Origin of the sequence: Cumulibacter soli (assembly GCF_004382795.1) — a bacterium.
Classification (GTDB): Bacteria; Actinomycetota; Actinomycetes; order Mycobacteriales; family Antricoccaceae; genus Cumulibacter; species Cumulibacter soli.
Map to the genome: position 1 here is coordinate 44,841 of NZ_SMSG01000001.1, position 16,287 is coordinate 61,127.

19 protein-coding genes and 1 tRNA gene are annotated in these 16,287 nt (G+C 64.6%); 10 read left to right on the forward strand and 10 right to left on the reverse strand.

Features of this window, described 5'->3' with window-relative positions; genetic code table 11:
• Positions 1–135: 135 nt before the first annotated feature.
• Entirely contained in the window at positions 136–876 is a 741-nt protein-coding gene (locus E1H16_RS00210) for a sulfite exporter TauE/SafE family protein (protein WP_166741560.1), read from the forward strand.
• A gap of 127 nt (positions 877–1,003) precedes the next feature.
• On the opposite strand, the gene E1H16_RS00215 is transcribed toward E1H16_RS00210, so the two are convergent.
• Together E1H16_RS00215 and E1H16_RS00220 are read right to left on the reverse strand one after the other, a co-directional pair.
• The gene (locus E1H16_RS00215; protein WP_134321696.1) at positions 1,004–1,576 is read right to left on the reverse strand and encodes a DUF6928 family protein; all 573 of its coding nucleotides are present in this window, start codon (positions 1,574–1,576) and stop codon (positions 1,004–1,006) included.
• 113 nt (positions 1,577–1,689) lie between these two features.
• Positions 1,690–2,232: a hypothetical protein gene (locus E1H16_RS00220; RefSeq protein WP_134321697.1), complete on the reverse strand. Its 543-nt coding sequence runs from the start codon at positions 2,230–2,232 to the stop codon at positions 1,690–1,692.
• A 172-nt stretch (positions 2,233–2,404) separates the two neighbouring features.
• Here E1H16_RS00220 and E1H16_RS00225 point away from each other — a divergent pair, with 172 nt between their 5' ends.
• The 5 genes from E1H16_RS00225 (at position 2,405) to E1H16_RS00240 (ending at position 6,702) form a co-directional block, all read left to right on the forward strand.
• On the forward strand, positions 2,405–3,595 hold the full coding sequence (locus tag E1H16_RS00225; protein ID WP_134321698.1) for a PEP/pyruvate-binding domain-containing protein: 1,191 nt from the start codon (positions 2,405–2,407) through the stop codon (positions 3,593–3,595).
• 16 nt (positions 3,596–3,611) lie between these two features.
• Entirely contained in the window at positions 3,612–3,770 is a 159-nt protein-coding gene (locus E1H16_RS18515; protein WP_208378772.1) for a histidine phosphatase family protein, read from the forward strand.
• Positions 3,751–4,212 (forward strand): histidine phosphatase family protein, encoded by a 462-nt coding sequence (locus E1H16_RS00230; RefSeq protein WP_208378773.1) that lies wholly within the window; start codon positions 3,751–3,753, stop codon positions 4,210–4,212. The genes E1H16_RS18515 and E1H16_RS00230 overlap by 20 nt, the downstream gene beginning before the upstream one ends.
• Before the next feature lie 205 nt (positions 4,213–4,417).
• Positions 4,418–6,091 carry an ABC-F family ATP-binding cassette domain-containing protein gene (locus E1H16_RS18985; RefSeq protein WP_134321699.1) on the forward strand — a complete coding sequence of 558 codons (1,674 nt, stop codon included), beginning with the start codon at positions 4,418–4,420 and terminating at the stop codon, positions 6,089–6,091.
• Between the two features lie 5 nt (positions 6,092–6,096).
• Positions 6,097–6,702, forward strand: coding sequence for a TetR/AcrR family transcriptional regulator (locus E1H16_RS00240; protein WP_134321700.1), 606 nt, complete (start codon positions 6,097–6,099; stop codon positions 6,700–6,702).
• 173 nt (positions 6,703–6,875) lie between these two features.
• On the opposite strand, the gene E1H16_RS00245 is transcribed toward E1H16_RS00240, so the two are convergent.
• From E1H16_RS00245 to E1H16_RS00280, 8 genes are all read right to left on the reverse strand, one after another.
• On the reverse strand, positions 6,876–7,115 hold the full coding sequence (locus E1H16_RS00245) for a toxin (RefSeq protein ID WP_134321701.1): 240 nt from the start codon (positions 7,113–7,115) through the stop codon (positions 6,876–6,878).
• Positions 7,112–7,369 (reverse strand): ribbon-helix-helix domain-containing protein, encoded by a 258-nt coding sequence (locus tag E1H16_RS00250; protein ID WP_134321702.1) that lies wholly within the window; start codon positions 7,367–7,369, stop codon positions 7,112–7,114. Before E1H16_RS00250 ends, E1H16_RS00245 begins: the two co-directional genes overlap by 4 nt.
• Before the next feature lie 366 nt (positions 7,370–7,735).
• A tRNA-Ala gene (locus tag E1H16_RS00255) sits at positions 7,736–7,808 on the reverse strand.
• 93 nt (positions 7,809–7,901) lie between these two features.
• Positions 7,902–9,155 (reverse strand): hypothetical protein, encoded by a 1,254-nt coding sequence (locus E1H16_RS00260; protein WP_134321703.1) that lies wholly within the window; start codon positions 9,153–9,155, stop codon positions 7,902–7,904.
• A gap of 20 nt (positions 9,156–9,175) precedes the next feature.
• Positions 9,176–9,808 (reverse strand): SCO family protein, encoded by a 633-nt coding sequence (locus E1H16_RS00265; protein WP_134321704.1) that lies wholly within the window; start codon positions 9,806–9,808, stop codon positions 9,176–9,178.
• Positions 9,809–9,827: 19 nt separating this feature from the next.
• On the reverse strand, positions 9,828–10,379 hold the full coding sequence (locus E1H16_RS00270) for a copper chaperone PCu(A)C (protein WP_134321705.1): 552 nt from the start codon (positions 10,377–10,379) through the stop codon (positions 9,828–9,830).
• Entirely contained in the window at positions 10,369–12,135 is a 1,767-nt protein-coding gene (locus E1H16_RS00275) for a copper resistance CopC/CopD family protein (RefSeq protein WP_134321706.1), read from the reverse strand. Before E1H16_RS00275 ends, E1H16_RS00270 begins: the two co-directional genes overlap by 11 nt.
• Positions 12,132–12,803 (reverse strand): hypothetical protein, encoded by a 672-nt coding sequence (locus tag E1H16_RS00280; protein ID WP_134321707.1) that lies wholly within the window; start codon positions 12,801–12,803, stop codon positions 12,132–12,134. The genes E1H16_RS00275 and E1H16_RS00280 overlap by 4 nt, the downstream gene beginning before the upstream one ends.
• A 72-nt stretch (positions 12,804–12,875) precedes the next feature.
• Here E1H16_RS00280 and E1H16_RS00285 point away from each other — a divergent pair, with 72 nt between their 5' ends.
• The 4 genes from E1H16_RS00285 (at position 12,876) to E1H16_RS18525 (ending at position 16,259) form a co-directional block, all read left to right on the forward strand.
• Positions 12,876–13,427, forward strand: a complete 552-nt coding sequence (locus E1H16_RS00285; protein WP_134321708.1) for a sigma-70 family RNA polymerase sigma factor — start codon at positions 12,876–12,878, stop codon at positions 13,425–13,427.
• Positions 13,428–13,622: 195 nt separating this feature from the next.
• Positions 13,623–14,270 (forward strand): hypothetical protein, encoded by a 648-nt coding sequence (locus E1H16_RS18520; RefSeq protein WP_208378774.1) that lies wholly within the window; start codon positions 13,623–13,625, stop codon positions 14,268–14,270.
• Positions 14,271–14,493: 223 nt separating this feature from the next.
• Complete coding sequence (locus E1H16_RS00295) at positions 14,494–15,258, forward strand: hypothetical protein (RefSeq protein ID WP_134321709.1); 765 nt, start codon at positions 14,494–14,496, stop codon at positions 15,256–15,258.
• A 221-nt stretch (positions 15,259–15,479) separates the two neighbouring features.
• A complete protein-coding gene (locus E1H16_RS18525) occupies positions 15,480–16,259 on the forward strand; it encodes a hypothetical protein (RefSeq protein WP_208378775.1) in 780 nt (259 codons plus the stop codon).
• Positions 16,260–16,287: the final 28 nt, after the last annotated feature.

Here is a 16,287-nt window from a genome sequence, read left to right on the forward strand (position 1 = left end):
AGCCCGCCACGGACGATTCGCCCACCGCACCGGCCAACGAGCGCATACTCGGCGAAGGCCGGCTGACGGGTTCGATATCGTCGTGGCGATGCAACGACTCGAGGAACCCAGCAACCGGCACGACCGGGTGAGTTGGTGAGCCTCGTAGCGATCGTCCTACTCGGGGTTATCGCCGGTGGGTTAATCGGTTCCATCGGGATCGGCGGCGTGATCGTTCCGCCGGCGTTGGTGTTCGCGATGGGGTTCGACCCCCATCTTGCCGCGGGAACCAGCAGCTGGAGTTTTCTGTTCACCGGAATCGTCGGCAGCATTGTCTACTCACGCAGGGCCGTCATGCCGTGGCGCATGGTCGGCTACCTCACGCTGGGGATCGTGCCCGCCGCATTGGCAGGGGCATTCGTGAACGCAGCGATTCCCGATGCGGTCGCGATGCTTCCGCTGGCTGCACTCACGCTTGGAGCTGGCCTGTTCCAACTCTGCGCCCGCAGCGGGACACAGAGCGGCGGTCTTCGACAATTTCCGGCGTGGTCACTGATCTGCATCGGGGTTGCCGTTGGGTTCTGCTCCTCACTGACCGGCACGGGCGGGCCCGTCGTGCTCATGCCGATCCTGCTGACACTCGGTGTACCGGTGGCCCTGGCCGTCGCCGCCGCGCAGGTGATCCAGATACCGCTCGTTCTGTTCGCCACCGCTGGTTATGCAGCACACGGGCAGGTTGCGTTCGGTCTGGGCACGCTGCTGGGGATCGCGGCGGCTGCGGGCGTTCTCGTTGGGGTGTGGTTCGCGATGCGTCAACCCGAACGGCGCCTTCGCCTGTTCGCGGGCGCGGCCATGCTCGTTATCGGTGCCGCGCTGTTGATCTCAAGCTTCGCGTAGCGGCGTACCGGACCACGCGGGCGCCAGCTGCAGGCGTTGTTCGCTCCGGCGATGCGGGTGGCACGTCGTCAAGCAGCGGCACGCGGCACGTTCTCGGTCACCTTGACGGAGATTCGCCGTGCTACCTCTAGGCCCGCGTGAACTCGTGGAGCTGGACCTGATCCCACGGGACGCTCGCGCTCGTCGCAGGAGCGGTGTCGCCGTCGAGGCGAAGAATCGACGCCAGGGCGGCATTGGCTAGCTCCAGCCAGTGCTCAGGGGCGAGCGGGATATCTGCTTCGAACGGCTCCGGCGTCCCGCTGTCGCGGTGAACCCCGGCAGTGTGGTTTACCGAGAATCGGCGCTGCAGGGCACCGTCGAGCCAGCGACCGTACGCGACCATGCTCGTCGTGGAGTCCGAGGTCAGCAGTCGCAGGTCGGGCCACTCAGTGAGTTTCAGGTACCTGGCGTGCAGGATCGCGGGATCGTAGAGCTGCGCGTCTCGAGTCGCGATGAGCACGCCGTCCAGGAACGCCCCCACCGCCAAGGTCCCACGCGCGGGGAACGCCGTCCCTAGTAGCGGGCGAGTTTCGGCTAGGCGGTAGGCAGTGCGCGGGAACAAACGTCGTACGACCGCGTCAGCATCCGCCTTGCTACCGGGACGAGTGAGATCAACGGTGCCCGCACGAGAAAATGCCAGGAAGGAGAAACTGAGTCCCATGGCTCAAGACTACTCGACGATACGACCGCCGGTCGGCTGCGAGCACTCGTCTTCCGCTATATATGCAATCCCACCCGCAGCGAACACGATGCTGCGAACAGTCGGAGTACCGCTCAGCGAGCGGCCTCCTCCAACCGCGCGAGCGCGTCGGCCGCGAGTTGCGGGTCATGCAGGTTCTCTGTTGTGCTCCAGATGATTCGCTGGCCGTCACGCCAGACAGCGTAGAGCCGTTCGAGAACGGGTTCATTCCCGTCGTCCAGCCAATCCAGCGCATCGATGCCATGAGCAGCAAGATCGTGATCGAGACTCTCCAGCCTGTCCAGCCGGAACGGGACGCCCTGAGACCTTGCCCATGCCAACACCGCCAGCCCGATCGGCCAATAGTTCTCCGCAGCAGTCCGTCGCGCGGTGGCGCGCCGGAGAGCTACCGCTTCAACTCGGCCCCGTTCGCCATGGAACACGACATACCAGTTCTTGTATTGGATCCGGAGGTGGTGCACCGCCATTTGTACGGGCCCAAATGCCTCGATGACCAATCCGCCTCGGTTAAGAAGCGAGCGAGCAAACTGCGCGGCGTCCGGCTTGTTTTCCGCGAGGTACTCGAGGACACGGCCCACGGCGCACTCATCGGGCTCATCGAACGAAGACTCCGGCACGAGCAGAGGATATATCTGCGCCCTGCGCAGAAGCAGACGGATCGCTGTGCCGCCGCGTCTGTCGGGCTGGCGGTCGGCTAGATGACAGTTCCCCACCGAGCGCGCACCCAACGATCGCAACCCTTGCTATCCTCAACATAGTATTGTCAATATTTTGTTGATTGGTGGAGAGATGCTCACGACGCTCTCTAAGGCGACCCGGGCGGACGCAGGCGGGAAAGCGGCGACGCTCGGAGTGCTGCTACGTGCCGGCCTGCCGGTCCCCGACGGGTTCGTCGTACCGAGCGGCATCGATGACGGGGAGTCGTTACACGAGGCCGTTGCCCGCGCACTGGCGCGATTGGGCGACCCGGTCGTGGCCGTGAGGTCGTCGGCGATGAACGAGGACGGCGCAGTGGCGTCGGCCGCCGGTCAATACGAAAGCATCATCGGCGTACGCGGCGCAGACGCTGTGTGCCAAGCGATCACAAAGTGCCGAGCATCGGTGCGCGCCGCCCGCGTGGTCGATTACTGGGCACACTCCGGCGGCGAGTCGACGCGAGTTGCGGAGATTCCAGTACTCGTGCAGCCGGTCATCGAGGCCGATGCCTCAGGAGTCATGTTCACCCCTCAACATGCCGGAGGGCCGACGCGGATCGAAGCCTCCTGGGGGCTCGGGCTAGCCGTCGTGGGAGGAACGGTCACCCCCGACGCCTACCACGTCTCCCCCGATACGACTATCGACTTCTCATTGGGAAGTAAGGCGACTCGCGTCGACCTGGATGACGAGCGCGACGGGCTCATAACGAGCACCGTCGCCCCTGACAGACGATCCACCCGCACCTTGGACGACGCCACGATCACAGCCTTGGCCGAGCTGGGAAATCGGATCGCGATCCTGCTCGGCGGCCCGCAGGACATTGAATGGGCACTCGCAGGCAGCACCGTGTCGGTTCTCCAAGCCCGCCCGATCACCGCGGCACTTCCACCCCGCGAGGTACGTGATTCGGCCGATGCAATCGGGACGCTGAACGGTACTCCTGGCTCCCACGGAACCGTCACCTCGGCGGCTCGGATCGTGCGCGACCCCTCGGACTTCCCTACGGTTCGCCCCCGCGACATCGTGGTCTGCCCATACACCGACCCCGCCTGGATGCCGCTGTTCACCATCGCGGCCGGTGTGGTCACCGAGACCGGCGGCGCGCTCTCGCACGCCGCCATCGTCGCCCGCGAATACGGCATCCCCGCAGTGCTCGGGATCGACGGCGCCACTACCCAGATCGAGAACAGCGCCCGCATCACGCTCAACGGCACCTCCGGAACCGTCACCATTCTCCGCCCCGACCCCGCACCCAGGCGAAAGGAGGGCGGGACGTCCTCGTGATGCGCCCGATCCGCTCATGGCCACCAGATATCTCTACATCGCACGGCACGGCGACGCCGACGCGTTTGGCACCCTCACTGACACCGGACGCGAACAGGCCCGCCTGCTCGGTCAGCGACTGGCGCATCTTCCCATCGACGCCGTGTGGCACACCTTTGCCGCGAGCTGCCGATAGTGCCCAGCAGCTCAACATCTTCCTCGGTGGTGCTGCGCCCGTCAGCGAAGCGCCCGAGTTGATCGACCACGTGCCCTATGTGCCCACGCCGCAGGAGACCCCGCCGTCGTGGGTGCCGTTCTTCGACGGCTACGACGCGGACGAGGCCGAGGCCGGGCACAAGATCGCGCAAAGCCTCATCACTAGGTTCGCCACCCCGCCGGAGGGTGACGACGATACGCATGAAGTGCTCATCACCCATGCCTACCCGATCGCGTGGCTCATTCGTCATGCCCTGGACGCACCGGCGGTGCGATGGCTCGGCCTCAGCAGCGCCAACGCCGCGCTGACCGTGATCGAGAACCGACCCGCATTGCCGCCGAGCATCACCATGTTCAACGTCATGAGTCATCTTCGCCCCAATCTGCGATGGACAGGTTTCCCCAAAGCGCCGCGCCCCTGAATGCGGCGAGGTGGATGAAATCGAACTCCTGGTGCGCGTCGGTTTGCTACCTCCATCAGCACCACGGAGGCGTGATCCTCGACCTGCTCCAGCCTGAGATCGTCCGCAATTAGCCGGACTTTCGGTCGCACCCGGTCGAGCACATACTTCGCCTAGCGCACGAGCGCGACCCGCCTATTTATCACATGCGTGATAGTTTTCGACCATGGTTCATCTCGGTGCCGCCTCGGTGACTTACACGCTGTCTGATGGTCGGCCGCTGCTGCGTGATGTCTCGCTGGCAGTGGGCCCGGGTGAGCGGGTCGCCCTGATCGGGGCGAATGGCGCTGGGAAGAGCACGTTGCTGCGGATCATCACTGGCGAACTCTCACCTGAACCCGGAACGGTGACCCGTGACGGCGGCCTTGGCGTGATGCGTCAGTTCGTCACGGGCACGACCGTCGGCGAGCTACTGCTGTCAGTCGCGCAGCCGTTGATCCGCAATGCCGCCGCACGACTCTCCCGCTCCGAGGCCATGATGAACGAGCAGGGCAGCACCCAATCGCAGATGGCGTACGCGTCGGCGATCGCTGCATGGGGTGAGGTCGGCGGTTACGACGCCGAGGTGCTGTGGGATGTCTGCACGGTCGCCGCTCTCGGGGTGCCGTTCGAACGGTGTCGCGACAGGGCGCTGTCTACGCTGTCGGGTGGCGAGCAGAAGCGCCTCGCGCTGGAGGCGCTGCTGCGCGGCCCGGATGAGCTACTGCTGCTCGATGAACCGGACAACTCCCTGGACGTGCCGGGTAAGCGCTGGCTGGAAGAGCAGTTGCGCGCGACGAGTAAAGGCGTGCTGTACGTGAGCCACGACCGTGAGTTGCTGGCCCGCACGGCGACCTCGATCGTGACGCTGGAACTCGGCGCGGCGAGCAATACCGCATGGACACATCCGGGTGGATTCGAAAATTACCACCGCGCGCGGGAGCAGCGGTTCGAGAAATTGGACGAGCTTCGCCGACGCTGGGACGAAGAGCACGCGAAGCTGCGCTCGCTCATGCTCATGTACAAGCAGAAGGCCGCTTACAACTCCGACATGGCCTCCCGGTATCGGGCAGCGCAGACCCGGCTGACGCGGTTTGAGGAGGCCGGGCCACCGCAGGAGCAACCTCACGAACAGCGCCTTCAGATGCGGCTGCGCGGTGGGCGGACCGGGAAGCGGGTGTTGACCTGCGAGGCGTTGGAGCTGATGGGGCTTATGCACGGGTTTAACTTCGAGGCGTATTTCGGTGATCGGGTCGCGGTGCTCGGTTCGAACGGGTCGGGCAAGTCGCACTTCCTGCGCCTGCTCGCTTCCGGAGGCACCGATCCCGCGCCGGGCCAAGAACCCGTCGCAGACACGGAGATTGAACCCGTACCGCACGGGGGCTCAGCACGGCTCGGCGCAAGGGTTCGGCCAGGATGGTTTGCCCAGAATCGAAGCCGCCCTGACCTCTTCGGCCGCACCCTGCTGGACATTCTGCATCGCGGTGATGAGCACCGCACCGGGATGCCACGCGAGGACGCCTCGCGGGTGTTGGCCCGCTACGAACTGGCGAAGTCCGCAGAGCAGTACTTCGATTCGCTCTCGGGCGGGCAACAGGCGAGGTTCCAGGTGCTGCTGTTGGAACTCGGTGGGGCGACGATGCTGCTGTTGGACGAGCCCACCGACAACCTCGATTTGGTCTCCGCCGAGGCCCTCCAGAGCGCGCTGGCCGCGTTTGGGGGGACCGTGCTCGCAGTGACCCATGATCGATGGTTCGCACGCGACTTCGACCGCTTCCTCATCTTCGGAGCAGACGGCGACATCTACGAAAGCAGCGAGCCTGTGTGGGACGAGGCCCGCGTCGCTAGAGAGAGGACGTAGGAGCCATGCCCGCAAGGATCGACCCGGAGCTGCGTCGTCAGCAAGTCATAGAGGCGGCATTCCGCCTCGTGGTAGCCGAAGGGATCGAGGGGGCGTCGCTGCGGAAGGTCGCCGACGAATCCGGTCTGAACATCGGCTCTGTCCGGCACTACTTCGATGGCCACCACGACCTGCTCAATGCCGCTGCAGAGGAGGCGGGCGCCCGTATGGGCGATCGCGTCGCCGCACACTCGGCCGAAGGACTGCGCGGGCTCGAGGGGGAGGCTGCGCTCGACGCCCTGCAAGCTTTGGTCGAAGCAGTCATGCCGGTCGATGAGCCGCGTCGCAATGAAGCGATCGTGGTGGTCGAATTGATCATGGCTTCCCGAACGATGCCGGTATTCCGCGCCATGTCTGAGCGTATGGCGAACGACCTCGCCGTCGTCCTTCGCAACGCACTCGACGCTCTCGGCCTCCCGGACGCGGACCTCGCCGCAGCACAGCTCAACGCCGTAATCGGCGGCCTGACCCTGGACACGGTGACCCCGCACGGCGGTCTCAGTGTCGAACGCTTGCGAGCCATCCTGCGGGCACACCTGCGAATGCTGCTCGCCAACGCACGTCACGGGTGATGCATATGTCCGCTTGTTTGTTCACTCTGCTAACAGCGCCCGGACGTGAATACTCGCCCGACGTCATACTTGACCTTGACCTCATCGCCGATGACGCTTGAGCACGATTCAATGTGCACCGGGTGACCGTTTGGGAGAAGACCCGGGCGACGTGAGCCCAACCTGCGCTCCGGCTACGGGAGAAGGTCGAGCATCTGCGGTCGCGCCTTCATCGCATAGACCCCGAGTTCGTTGCCGCTATCGAAGACCAGCACGACAGTCTCCAGCATGCGGCCGTGGGTATCGAAGCCGAGACGCAGTTGCCTTGCGGGGCTGTCGTCATCGAGGTCTGCGATCCAGGTCGCCCACGTCGCAGCCTGGATCGCATCCTCGGGCTCGATGCCGTGCTCGCGAGCGGACGGATGAACTCTCACCCCGAGGCCAAGGCCTCACGGATCACCTCGGAGCGAGACTTGCCTTCGCGTTCGGAGCGGGCGTCGAGGGCGGCGAGCTCGTCCGCGGTGAGACGCAGCGCGACGACCTGCGTCGGTTCAGCGCCACGGCCTGGTCGTCCACGGCCGCGCTTCTTCAGCACCTCGACGTCGTAGCCGGCCTCAGCCTCATCTGCCCACGCTGCAATCTGTTCTTCGGTGACGGGCGTCCCGTTGATCGTCTCGCGCTCAGCCACACCATTAATGTTATACGAAATTGCGGCCTCGGCACACCCCAACGGGTGGATCGGTGCGCCGACCCGTGCCACCAGGAGCATCCGCACGGGGCTCGCTGACATCGACCACAGGCTTGCCGGCGAACAACGACCAGCGCAAGGGATCACGCAAACACCTCGGCACCGCGCTACGGCCCCTCCTGGACGGCAAGCAGATGTACACGCGCACGAACGACCAAGGCAAACGCCTCGCGAGCCAATCACTCACCAACGGCATCGAGATCAGCGAAGACGAAAGGGCGACGATCCGACTGACTGAGCCGTTCGCCGCCCTCACACCAGAACCCGCATCAACCAATGCCAGGAGTTCCAATACGCCTTCAGCTGTGGAGCTAAGGGGACTCGAACCCCTGACCCCCTGCATGCCATGCAGGTGCGCTACCAGCTGCGCCATAGCCCCGTGTTGCGAGATTCAACATTACACCCCGCGACTTCGATACGCAGCACGGGGTGACCTAGTTCGCATCGCCCAGCGGCCACCGCGCGCAAGCCATCAGATGGGGTCGTCGTCCTGCTCCCGAGGACGCCTGCGCTGACCGAGAATGCGCTGTTCATCCTGCATCTGCCGCATTTCCTCGTCACTCGCGATATCGAGCCCGCGGCCCCCACCCGAAGGGCGTAATCGCGGTTCACTTCCGGGCGGATCGACGGTGATCGCAGCGTCCGCATTACCGGTGGCACGGTCACTCATCACCCGCCGAAGCATCGCGATAACCATCCCGACACCAACGCCGATTACTGCGGCGATGATCAACCGCGCCAGCCAATCCGGCCCGCCGTGCTCAAGTTGCGAACGGGTCAGCACCGTGACATCCGAAGACCCTTGAACTGCCGCGAGCGCCCCCGCTCCGCCCAATAAGTACGGCGCGGACTCGTCGCCACTGCGGCGCAACGCTCGAACGCCCAATAGACACAAACCGAGCACCGCCAGCGCCGGTACGGCGGCCGACACCAGAATGAAGGAGAACTCGCCCTGATACTCGTCCTGCGGCAACGGCGAAATCACAGCTTGTGCCACGGCCAGCACCGCCAGCACGCCACCGGCAAAAGCTATGACCATCCGCCAGTTGCGCAGCACGCCACCGACGATCACCGCTATCGCCAGCACGACGACCACGATCCACCACGGCGCGGCCTGCTGAGGCATCCAGCGCAATTCGCCGGTGATCGTCGATTCAGGCTGATCGCCGTACTTCGCACTGATCGCCCACTCGGCAATGACCAGATGCTCGCTGCTGGGATCCGCGGTGACGGCCGGCGGCGGATCGGGTGACATCCAGTGGATTCGATGATCGTGCCACCGGTACACGCCCTCGTCGGAGACCTTCTCCCATACCGGCTCACCGTCACCGAGATCATCCACAAGGTGGTCGGGAACCTTCTCCGGGGCCCCGTACAGCGTCTCGTTCAGGTAGCCGGCCTGCGATTCGGTATTGACCCACACACCGTCCGCGCTGACCTTCAAGTAAGGGTCGCGATCGCCGGGTTCCTTGTGCTGGTAGCCATAGATGATCAGCGGCGTCGACGAGGTATTGCGCACCTCGATCCGATCAGCGCTATCAGTCAGCGTGAACGACACGCCAGGCATCTGCGGCGTTACGCTCAAAATTTCGCCGCGCCAGTTCGAAGGCTCGCGTCCACCACCAAAATGTGCGGAAGCCGCGTCGGCGCCGCCGACGGTCACACATACGGCAGCGATCACGACGACGAGCGTGTTCGCGAGTCGCCGAATCGCAGCGCCTAGCACGGCGAATGCACCCGCATCGCCTATTTCACGCCGATCGGCAGGTCGTGCAGAATGTCCTCCGCGCTCGTGTTGGCCAACCACGCGACATGCGACTTGTTCGCGGAGCCGTAGTAGATCGCCATCGTCGAGTGCGTCTTGCCGCCGTCCTCGGCAACCGGCACACCAGCGGCCTCCTGCGCGGCCTCAACCTCATCGAGCGAACCGGTCAAGCCGATGTACTTCACCGGCAAATCGGCGTCGAACTTTGCGAGGTAATCGCCCAACACCGCAGGCTTGTCGGTCGCCGGGTCCGTCGTCACGAACACCACCTGCAACTCGGACTTGATCTCGTCCGGAGCCTGCGACAGCGCCGAAGACACCTGCCCCATAATCAGCGGGCATACGTCCGGGCAATGCGTGTAGCCGAAGTACAGGATCGTCGGAGTGTCCGCAGTCTGCGCCCCGAAGTCATATGTATCGCCGTTCTGGTCAGTCAGCGTGAACTCCGGCCGTGGCGGCTCGGGCTGCATTTCGATACCCCGATACGCGGAGTTGTCGTTGACCGCAGTCACGTCGGCAACGCCACCTCCGGAATCCTCTGCCGCACTACACCCCGTGAGGGCGACCAGTGCGGCCGCGAGCAGGGCGGCGACGGTACGAATTCGGCGATACATGAGCTACATTCTCCCGTTCCTAGGACGTGGGCGCCGGGTCCGTAAGCGCGATCACATGCGCCTTCACGGTGATCGTCCCAGCGTTTTCGAAGACCAGATGCAAGTTCACCGTCGAACCCGGCTCGAGCGTTCCGCTGACACCCTCGAGCATCATGTGTCCCGCGGTCGGCGCCAAGGTCACGGTCTCCCCCGGTTTCAGTTCGACCTCGGGGGTCGGCGTCATCGAGCCGGAGTCCATTCCGCCGGTACCGTTCAGTTCGTCTTTGCCGACATCGTGCAGCATCGCGGACGTCGATACCGGAGAGGACACCGCAACCAACGTATCGCTCGAATCGCCGACGTTCGTCATCGCGAAGTACGCCGCCGCGGTGTCGGTCGCCGGCTCACGCACGTACGCGCCGTACACCGCGATCCCGCCCTGCCGAACGGCATCCGAGGGCAACGTCGGCTCTGCGGTGTCAGTGCGGGTCAGCCCGACAATCAAAGCGGTCGCGCCCACAATCACCGCGAGCATCGCGATCACCAGGCGCACCGGCAACTTCCCGGGCTCAGGCTGCTGCTCAGCTGACATCGATCTCCCCCTCGTCCGTCACGGCCCCGAAACCCGGCTCGGTGAACGTAATCGACACGGTCCAGGTGCCATTGATCGGCAGGTCTACGGCGTCCGCTATGAAATGCCCCTGCCCGACGTTGCGCGCGTTGAGGTCGATGGGGCCCACCTGCGCGCCCGTGTTCTCGATGGTCACCGCGACCTCGTCCACCCCATCGGCCAGCACATTGTCGCGATCGAAGAGATAGAGGTGCAGCGTGTTCACACCGGCACGGCCGGGATCCAGGCTGAGTTGGGCGGTGTAACTGTTGTCGAACGTCACGATCGTGTCCTTCGCGACCGAGTACGTATCTTGTGCCGGCGGGGTCGCCACCAGCACCGCGGCCACGGCGATCGCCGCAGCGCCCGCGACCGCCTCGGTGAGCACCGTTCGCCGCAACCGCCGAGTCGCCGCAGACACACCAGAGGCTGCGCCCGCACCCTCACCGCTCGCCTGAGTCGCATCAGCTGAGTCGTCGGGTGTGGACGCCGCAAGTTGCTCCGAAGCTGTGGCACGCCGCAGCACCCAGCGGCGCGACAACGCTGCCGCGGCCAACGCCACGACTAACAGCGCGGCCTTGCCGATCAGTAACCAGCCGTACGTAGTACCGAACAGCGCCCCGAACGACCCGACCCGTACGAAAGCCTCGATCACGCCAGTGAGCACCAACGCGGCCACCAGCCAGACAGCGACACCAGAGAACCGAGTGACTACCGCTCGCTGCTCACGCGACTCCAGCGCGGATCCTCGCCGTAACACCACCCGCAACAAGAGCACCAAACCGCCGGTCCAAACCGCTGCCGCCACCAGGTGCACCGCGGTCAACGGGACACTAGTCCACGACATGCCGTCGGCGATCGCGTGCCCGCTCGCCGCATGAGTCACCGCAATAGCCGCCACCCCACTCAGCGCCGTCCACGCGAGTGGACGCCGATCGCGCTCGGCGTTGAACCATTCCCAGATCAGTACCCCGAGCACGCCCAGCAGCATCAGTCGCAGCGCGAGCATCTGCCCCAGCACCGTTTCCAGGGTCGCCGACATCAGCGTCGGATCGAACATCGCGCCCAATCCGCGCCCCGCCGCGTACGGCCCCTGCAGTAACCCGCCGAGGACCGCGCCCGCGAGCGCGAGATCGAAGCCCACCCAGGCCCATCGCCGGGTTCGCGGCTGCGCACGCAAGGCCGGATCCAGCAGTCCCATCAGCAGTACGCCGGCCAACAACGCGATTCCGGCGTATCCCAGCCAACGCACGAGCGGGTACGCCACCGACAGGGCCAGATCGTCGGACGACCCGCCGATCTGTGTGCCGCCCGCCGAGATCTCCGGCGGCGCGGCGTCCCCGACCGCGAACGCCACGCCACCCGATACGGGGTGCGAATCCGCGGACACGATCCGGTAACTAATGATGTATCCGCCGTCCGGCAGACCCGCCTCTAACTGGACGGTGGCTTCCTCGCCCGAAACCGTGACGTTGCCGGTATCGACACGCTCGCCGTCGTCATCAATCACGCGCAGGTAGCCGGGGCCGAGCGAGACCTCCTCTGTGAAGGTCAGCGTGACCTGCGTCGGCGCCTCCTCGAGGACGTCCCCGTTACCTGGCGATGACGTCACCAGCGTCGCGTGCGCGAAGGCCGCCTGAGCTCCGCCGAGCAACACGATGATGGCGAGCAGTGCGGTGATAACGCCGCGCATCCAGCGGCGCACCGAGATGTGCCGCGTAGTCAGATAACAAGTCACCGCGGCAGCAGCCCCCGAACGGCCACTGGCTGCAGCGCAGAGCGCGGCGACGGCATGACTCGGCGACGGCGCATCATCCACGCCAGCGAGGCGAGCAAGACGAGACCGGCCGCGATTAATGCGTGCTCCAGCACCCGCGCGACAGACACTTCGGATGCCAGCAGGTCACGCACACTGGCGTACCCGAGTATCGCCACCAGCCCACTGACCATCGGCAGTACGGCGTACGCGATGTTCGGTCGCAGTGCCGCAGTGGCGAACCCGATACCGATCGCGACGCTCCATGCACCTAGCTCGGCAGCCGTGTGACCGGCGGAATCGTCGTGCGCGAACAAATGCAGTACGCCGACGAACACCTGCACAAGGGCTGCGGCCATGAGTGCGGCGCGCGCCAGGCTCATCCCCAGCGACGGCCGGGGTACGTCTCCCAAGATCGCCGTCAAGATCCGTTCGGCGAGGTCCGGTACGGCGTCCGCCGACTGCATCCGCAGCGGCCGTTGGATATCCGGGACGATCCGTGCCCACTCGGCGCACGATGGGCAGGCCGCCAGATGCACTGCGGTCTCGACGGGCGCTTTTTCGCCATCGAACTGTGCGGACAACGCCTCGCGGTATACCGCGCAGGTCACATCAAGCTGCGCATTACCCTGGTCATCGTTACGTCGCATGAGCCCTCCTTGCCACACGGTGATAGTCGGGCTTGCCGGCGGCAAAGTTCCCACGCGATTGGTCAACGTCCGATGAACACGCAGCCCAGCCACGCTGAGGTGACGCGATGGGCGTTACAGGCGGGCGCGGGCGATATGACGGCGATGGCGCTGTTCATCCGTGCCACCCAGGCTGAGGTGTGGCGGGTCTGCGCGCATCTCGGCAACCGGTGGGCCGCCGACGACCTCGCGCAGGAGGTTTACCTGCGAGCGCACCGCTCATTGCCGCGCTTCCGCGGAGACTCCTCGGCCCGGACGTGGCTGCTCACCATCGCGCGGCGCGTGTGCGCGGACCATGTGCGCGAGCAGCAGCGCCGACCCGCGCCAGCCCCTATTGACGAGATCACCGATCCCGCCGATCCCGCAGCCGATCACGCAGGGCACGGCGCGCTTCGCGATTTGCTCGAGCGGCTCGACGAGGACCGCAAAGAGGCCTTCGTGCTGACGCAGGTGCTGGGCTTGAGCTATCAGGAAGCCGCCGAGGTCAGCGGTTGCCCGATTGGGACGATCCGCTCGCGCGTCGCCCGCGCCCGCGAGGATCTCGTGGCCGCGGTCCGTGCCGCGGACGACGCCGCGCAGTCGTAGCACGCTCGCCGCGCACTCATATCACGATCATTCGTGCCCGGGCGCTCCGGAAAAATTCCTAGAAAAAGTTTTGAACCCTTGAGGAACCGCTCGGCGAGGGTGACCATCAATATTGATGCACAACCTAAACGGGTGCACACAAGAGGCCCCGAACCCCTCACACGCAATTGAGCGAACTAAACCTAGGAGATCATCATGGAGTACTACGACACCGATGGCGATGGCGTTGCTGACTCGGTTGGCTACGACACCAACGGCGACGGTCTGATCGACACCTACGAGATCGACACCAACGGCGACCAGTACGCCGACACTGTCGTGACCGACTTCGACAACGACGGCTACGCAGACTCCGGCTCCGCCGACGTCTCGGCTCCGGGCGGCGACTACTACGCCGGTGGCGAGACCACCTCCGACGGCGGCACCACGTTCGACTCGGATGGCGACGGCGTTGCTGACCAGGTTGGTTACGACACCGACGGCGACGGCGTACTCGACACTTACAACATCGACACCAACGGCGACCAGTGGACCGACACCACGGTCACGGACTGGAACGGCGACGGTATCGCCGACAGCGGCTCGGCCACGGTCTTCCAGAACGAGTACGACACCGGCCAGAACTCCGGCAGCACCTCCAGCGACGGCGGCAGCGCCAGCAGCAGCTCCGGCGGCCCGAACTACTACGACACCAACGGCGACGGCGTCGCCGACCAGATCGGCTACGACACCGACGGAAACGGCGTTGACGACGTGTACGAGATCGACACCGATGGCGACGGGTACGTCGACACCACCGTCACCGACTACAACGAGGACGGCTGGTCGGACCAGCAGGTCTAACCTCCACACTCAGCACGATGTAAAGGGCCAGGCGATTCGCCTGGCCCTTTATGTTTGTCCCAGCCGACGTCTGCCACTAGCAAAATCCCCACCGGCGGTAAAGGATCAGTTATCTCGCGGAACCTTTTAGCGCCACCACACCGTCTGCACCTAGGCAGCACCTCAACCGCCACCGCGGCGGATTCATTACTACCGCACATCAATATCCTGCGAGGAGATTCCCATGGCCAGCAACGCGAACGGGCCTGTTAACGCAACCGGTTACGACACCGACGGCGACGGTGTCGTCGACACCGATGGCTTCGACACCAACGGGGACGGCGTTCTCGATTCCTCCGACGGCGCGTACACCGAGCCGTCGCCGACCGTCACCGGCTCGGCGACGTCGTACGACACCGACGGCAACGGGGTGACCGACACGATCGAGTACGACACCGACGGCGACGGACTGGTCGACTACATCGAAGGCGACCTCAACGAGGATGGAATTGTCGACGCCGTCGCCTACGACACCAATGGCGATGGCGTCATCGACTACGCCGAGGCCGACACCGACTACAACGGCGTCACCGACACGTACGCCGAGGACGTCGACGGCAATGGCGTCATCGACGCCGACGAGGTCTTCCTCGATGCCGACGAGAACGGCGTGATCGACACTGAAGAAGGCACGATCGACGCCTCCTATACCGAAACCACAACGACCAGTACGACGACTACCAGCGCGGACGGCGCCAGCAGCACCACCGTCAGCGAAACATCCACCGCCACCTACAGCGACTACTACGACGCCGACGGAGACGGATACGCCGAAGCCCAGGACATCGACTCCAACGGCGACGGATACGTAGACATCATCACCTACGACACCGACGGCGACTACGTCCAAGACACGGCCGTGGTCGACTCCGACTACGACGGCATCGCGGACACCGTCCAGTACGACTACGACCAGGACGGATACGTCGACACCGAAACCAGCTTGTAAGACCGCATTCACAGGGGCGCGACCGGGTGACCGGTACGCGCCCCTGTTGCATGTCGGCTGCGGGGTCTAGCACCTTCTGCACAAAAGTTTTATATTGCCTAAAACCTTCGTTATCCTGCGGAACCTTTAGTTGGCGTTCACACGTCAGCACTAGTGCAACACCTAAACCGCTACGGCGGACCTTTTATATAACGCGTATAAAACTCTTCAGGAGAAGACTCATGTCCAGCTACGAAGGCAACACGGCAAACACCTCCAGCAGCGAACCGACGGTCACCGGCTCCGCGACCGCCTACGACACCAACGGCGACGGCATCACCGACGAGGTGCGTTACGACACCAATGGCGACGGGTACGTCGACTACATCGAGGCGGACACCAACGGTGACGGCATCGTCGATTACGTCGAAGTAGACACCAACGGCGACGGCATCACCGACCAACTGGCCTCGGACACGAACGGTGACGGCATCATCGACACCGTTGAATACGACACTGATTACGACGGCGTCGCTGATTACGCCGAAAGCGACACCGACGGCAACGGCATCATCGACACCTACGTATACGACACCGACGGTGACGGGGTTGCCGACACCGTTCTGACCGACGCCAACGAGAACGGTGTGATCGACTCCGACGAGGGCAAGGTCAACGCCTCCTACACCGAAACCTCGACGGTCAGCACCACCACGACCAGCGCGGACGGAACCTCAACTACCGTCAGCGAAACGACCTCCGCCACCTACAGCGACTACTACGACGCCGACGGAGACGGATACGCCGAAGCCCAGGACATCGACACCAACGGCGACGGATACGTAGACGTCGTCACCTACGACACCGACGGCGACGGAGTGCAGGATTCCGCGCTCGTCGATTCTGATTACGACGGCATCCCCGATACCGCGTACATCGACACTGATGGTGACGGGGTTGCCGACACCGTGCAGTACGACTACGACCAGGACGGTTACGTCGACACCGAAACGAGCCTGTAAACCTCAATCCCCACAGGGGCGCGTACCG

What these genes read in the sequence shown, in the direction of transcription:
- E1H16_RS00215 (WP_134321696.1), bottom strand. Translation starts at nt 1,576, where the DNA reads ATGGGACTCAGTTTCTCCTTCCTGGCATTTTCTCGTGCGGGCACCGTT.
- E1H16_RS00225 (WP_134321698.1), top strand. Translation starts at nt 2,405, where the DNA reads ATGCTCACGACGCTCTCTAAGGCGACCCGGGCGGACGCAGGCGGGAAA.
- E1H16_RS18515 (WP_208378772.1), top strand. Translation starts at nt 3,612, where the DNA reads ATGGCCACCAGATATCTCTACATCGCACGGCACGGCGACGCCGACGCG.
- E1H16_RS18985 (WP_134321699.1), top strand. Translation starts at nt 4,418, where the DNA reads ATGGTTCATCTCGGTGCCGCCTCGGTGACTTACACGCTGTCTGATGGT.
- E1H16_RS00240 (WP_134321700.1), top strand. Translation starts at nt 6,097, where the DNA reads ATGCCCGCAAGGATCGACCCGGAGCTGCGTCGTCAGCAAGTCATAGAG.
- E1H16_RS00265 (WP_134321704.1), bottom strand. Translation starts at nt 9,808, where the DNA reads ATGTATCGCCGAATTCGTACCGTCGCCGCCCTGCTCGCGGCCGCACTG.
- E1H16_RS00270 (WP_134321705.1), bottom strand. Translation starts at nt 10,379, where the DNA reads ATGTCAGCTGAGCAGCAGCCTGAGCCCGGGAAGTTGCCGGTGCGCCTG.
- E1H16_RS00280 (WP_134321707.1), bottom strand. Translation starts at nt 12,803, where the DNA reads ATGCGACGTAACGATGACCAGGGTAATGCGCAGCTTGATGTGACCTGC.
- E1H16_RS00285 (WP_134321708.1), top strand. Translation starts at nt 12,876, where the DNA reads ATGAACACGCAGCCCAGCCACGCTGAGGTGACGCGATGGGCGTTACAG.
- E1H16_RS18520 (WP_208378774.1), top strand. Translation starts at nt 13,623, where the DNA reads ATGGAGTACTACGACACCGATGGCGATGGCGTTGCTGACTCGGTTGGC.
- E1H16_RS00295 (WP_134321709.1), top strand. Translation starts at nt 14,494, where the DNA reads ATGGCCAGCAACGCGAACGGGCCTGTTAACGCAACCGGTTACGACACC.
- E1H16_RS18525 (WP_208378775.1), top strand. Translation starts at nt 15,480, where the DNA reads ATGTCCAGCTACGAAGGCAACACGGCAAACACCTCCAGCAGCGAACCG.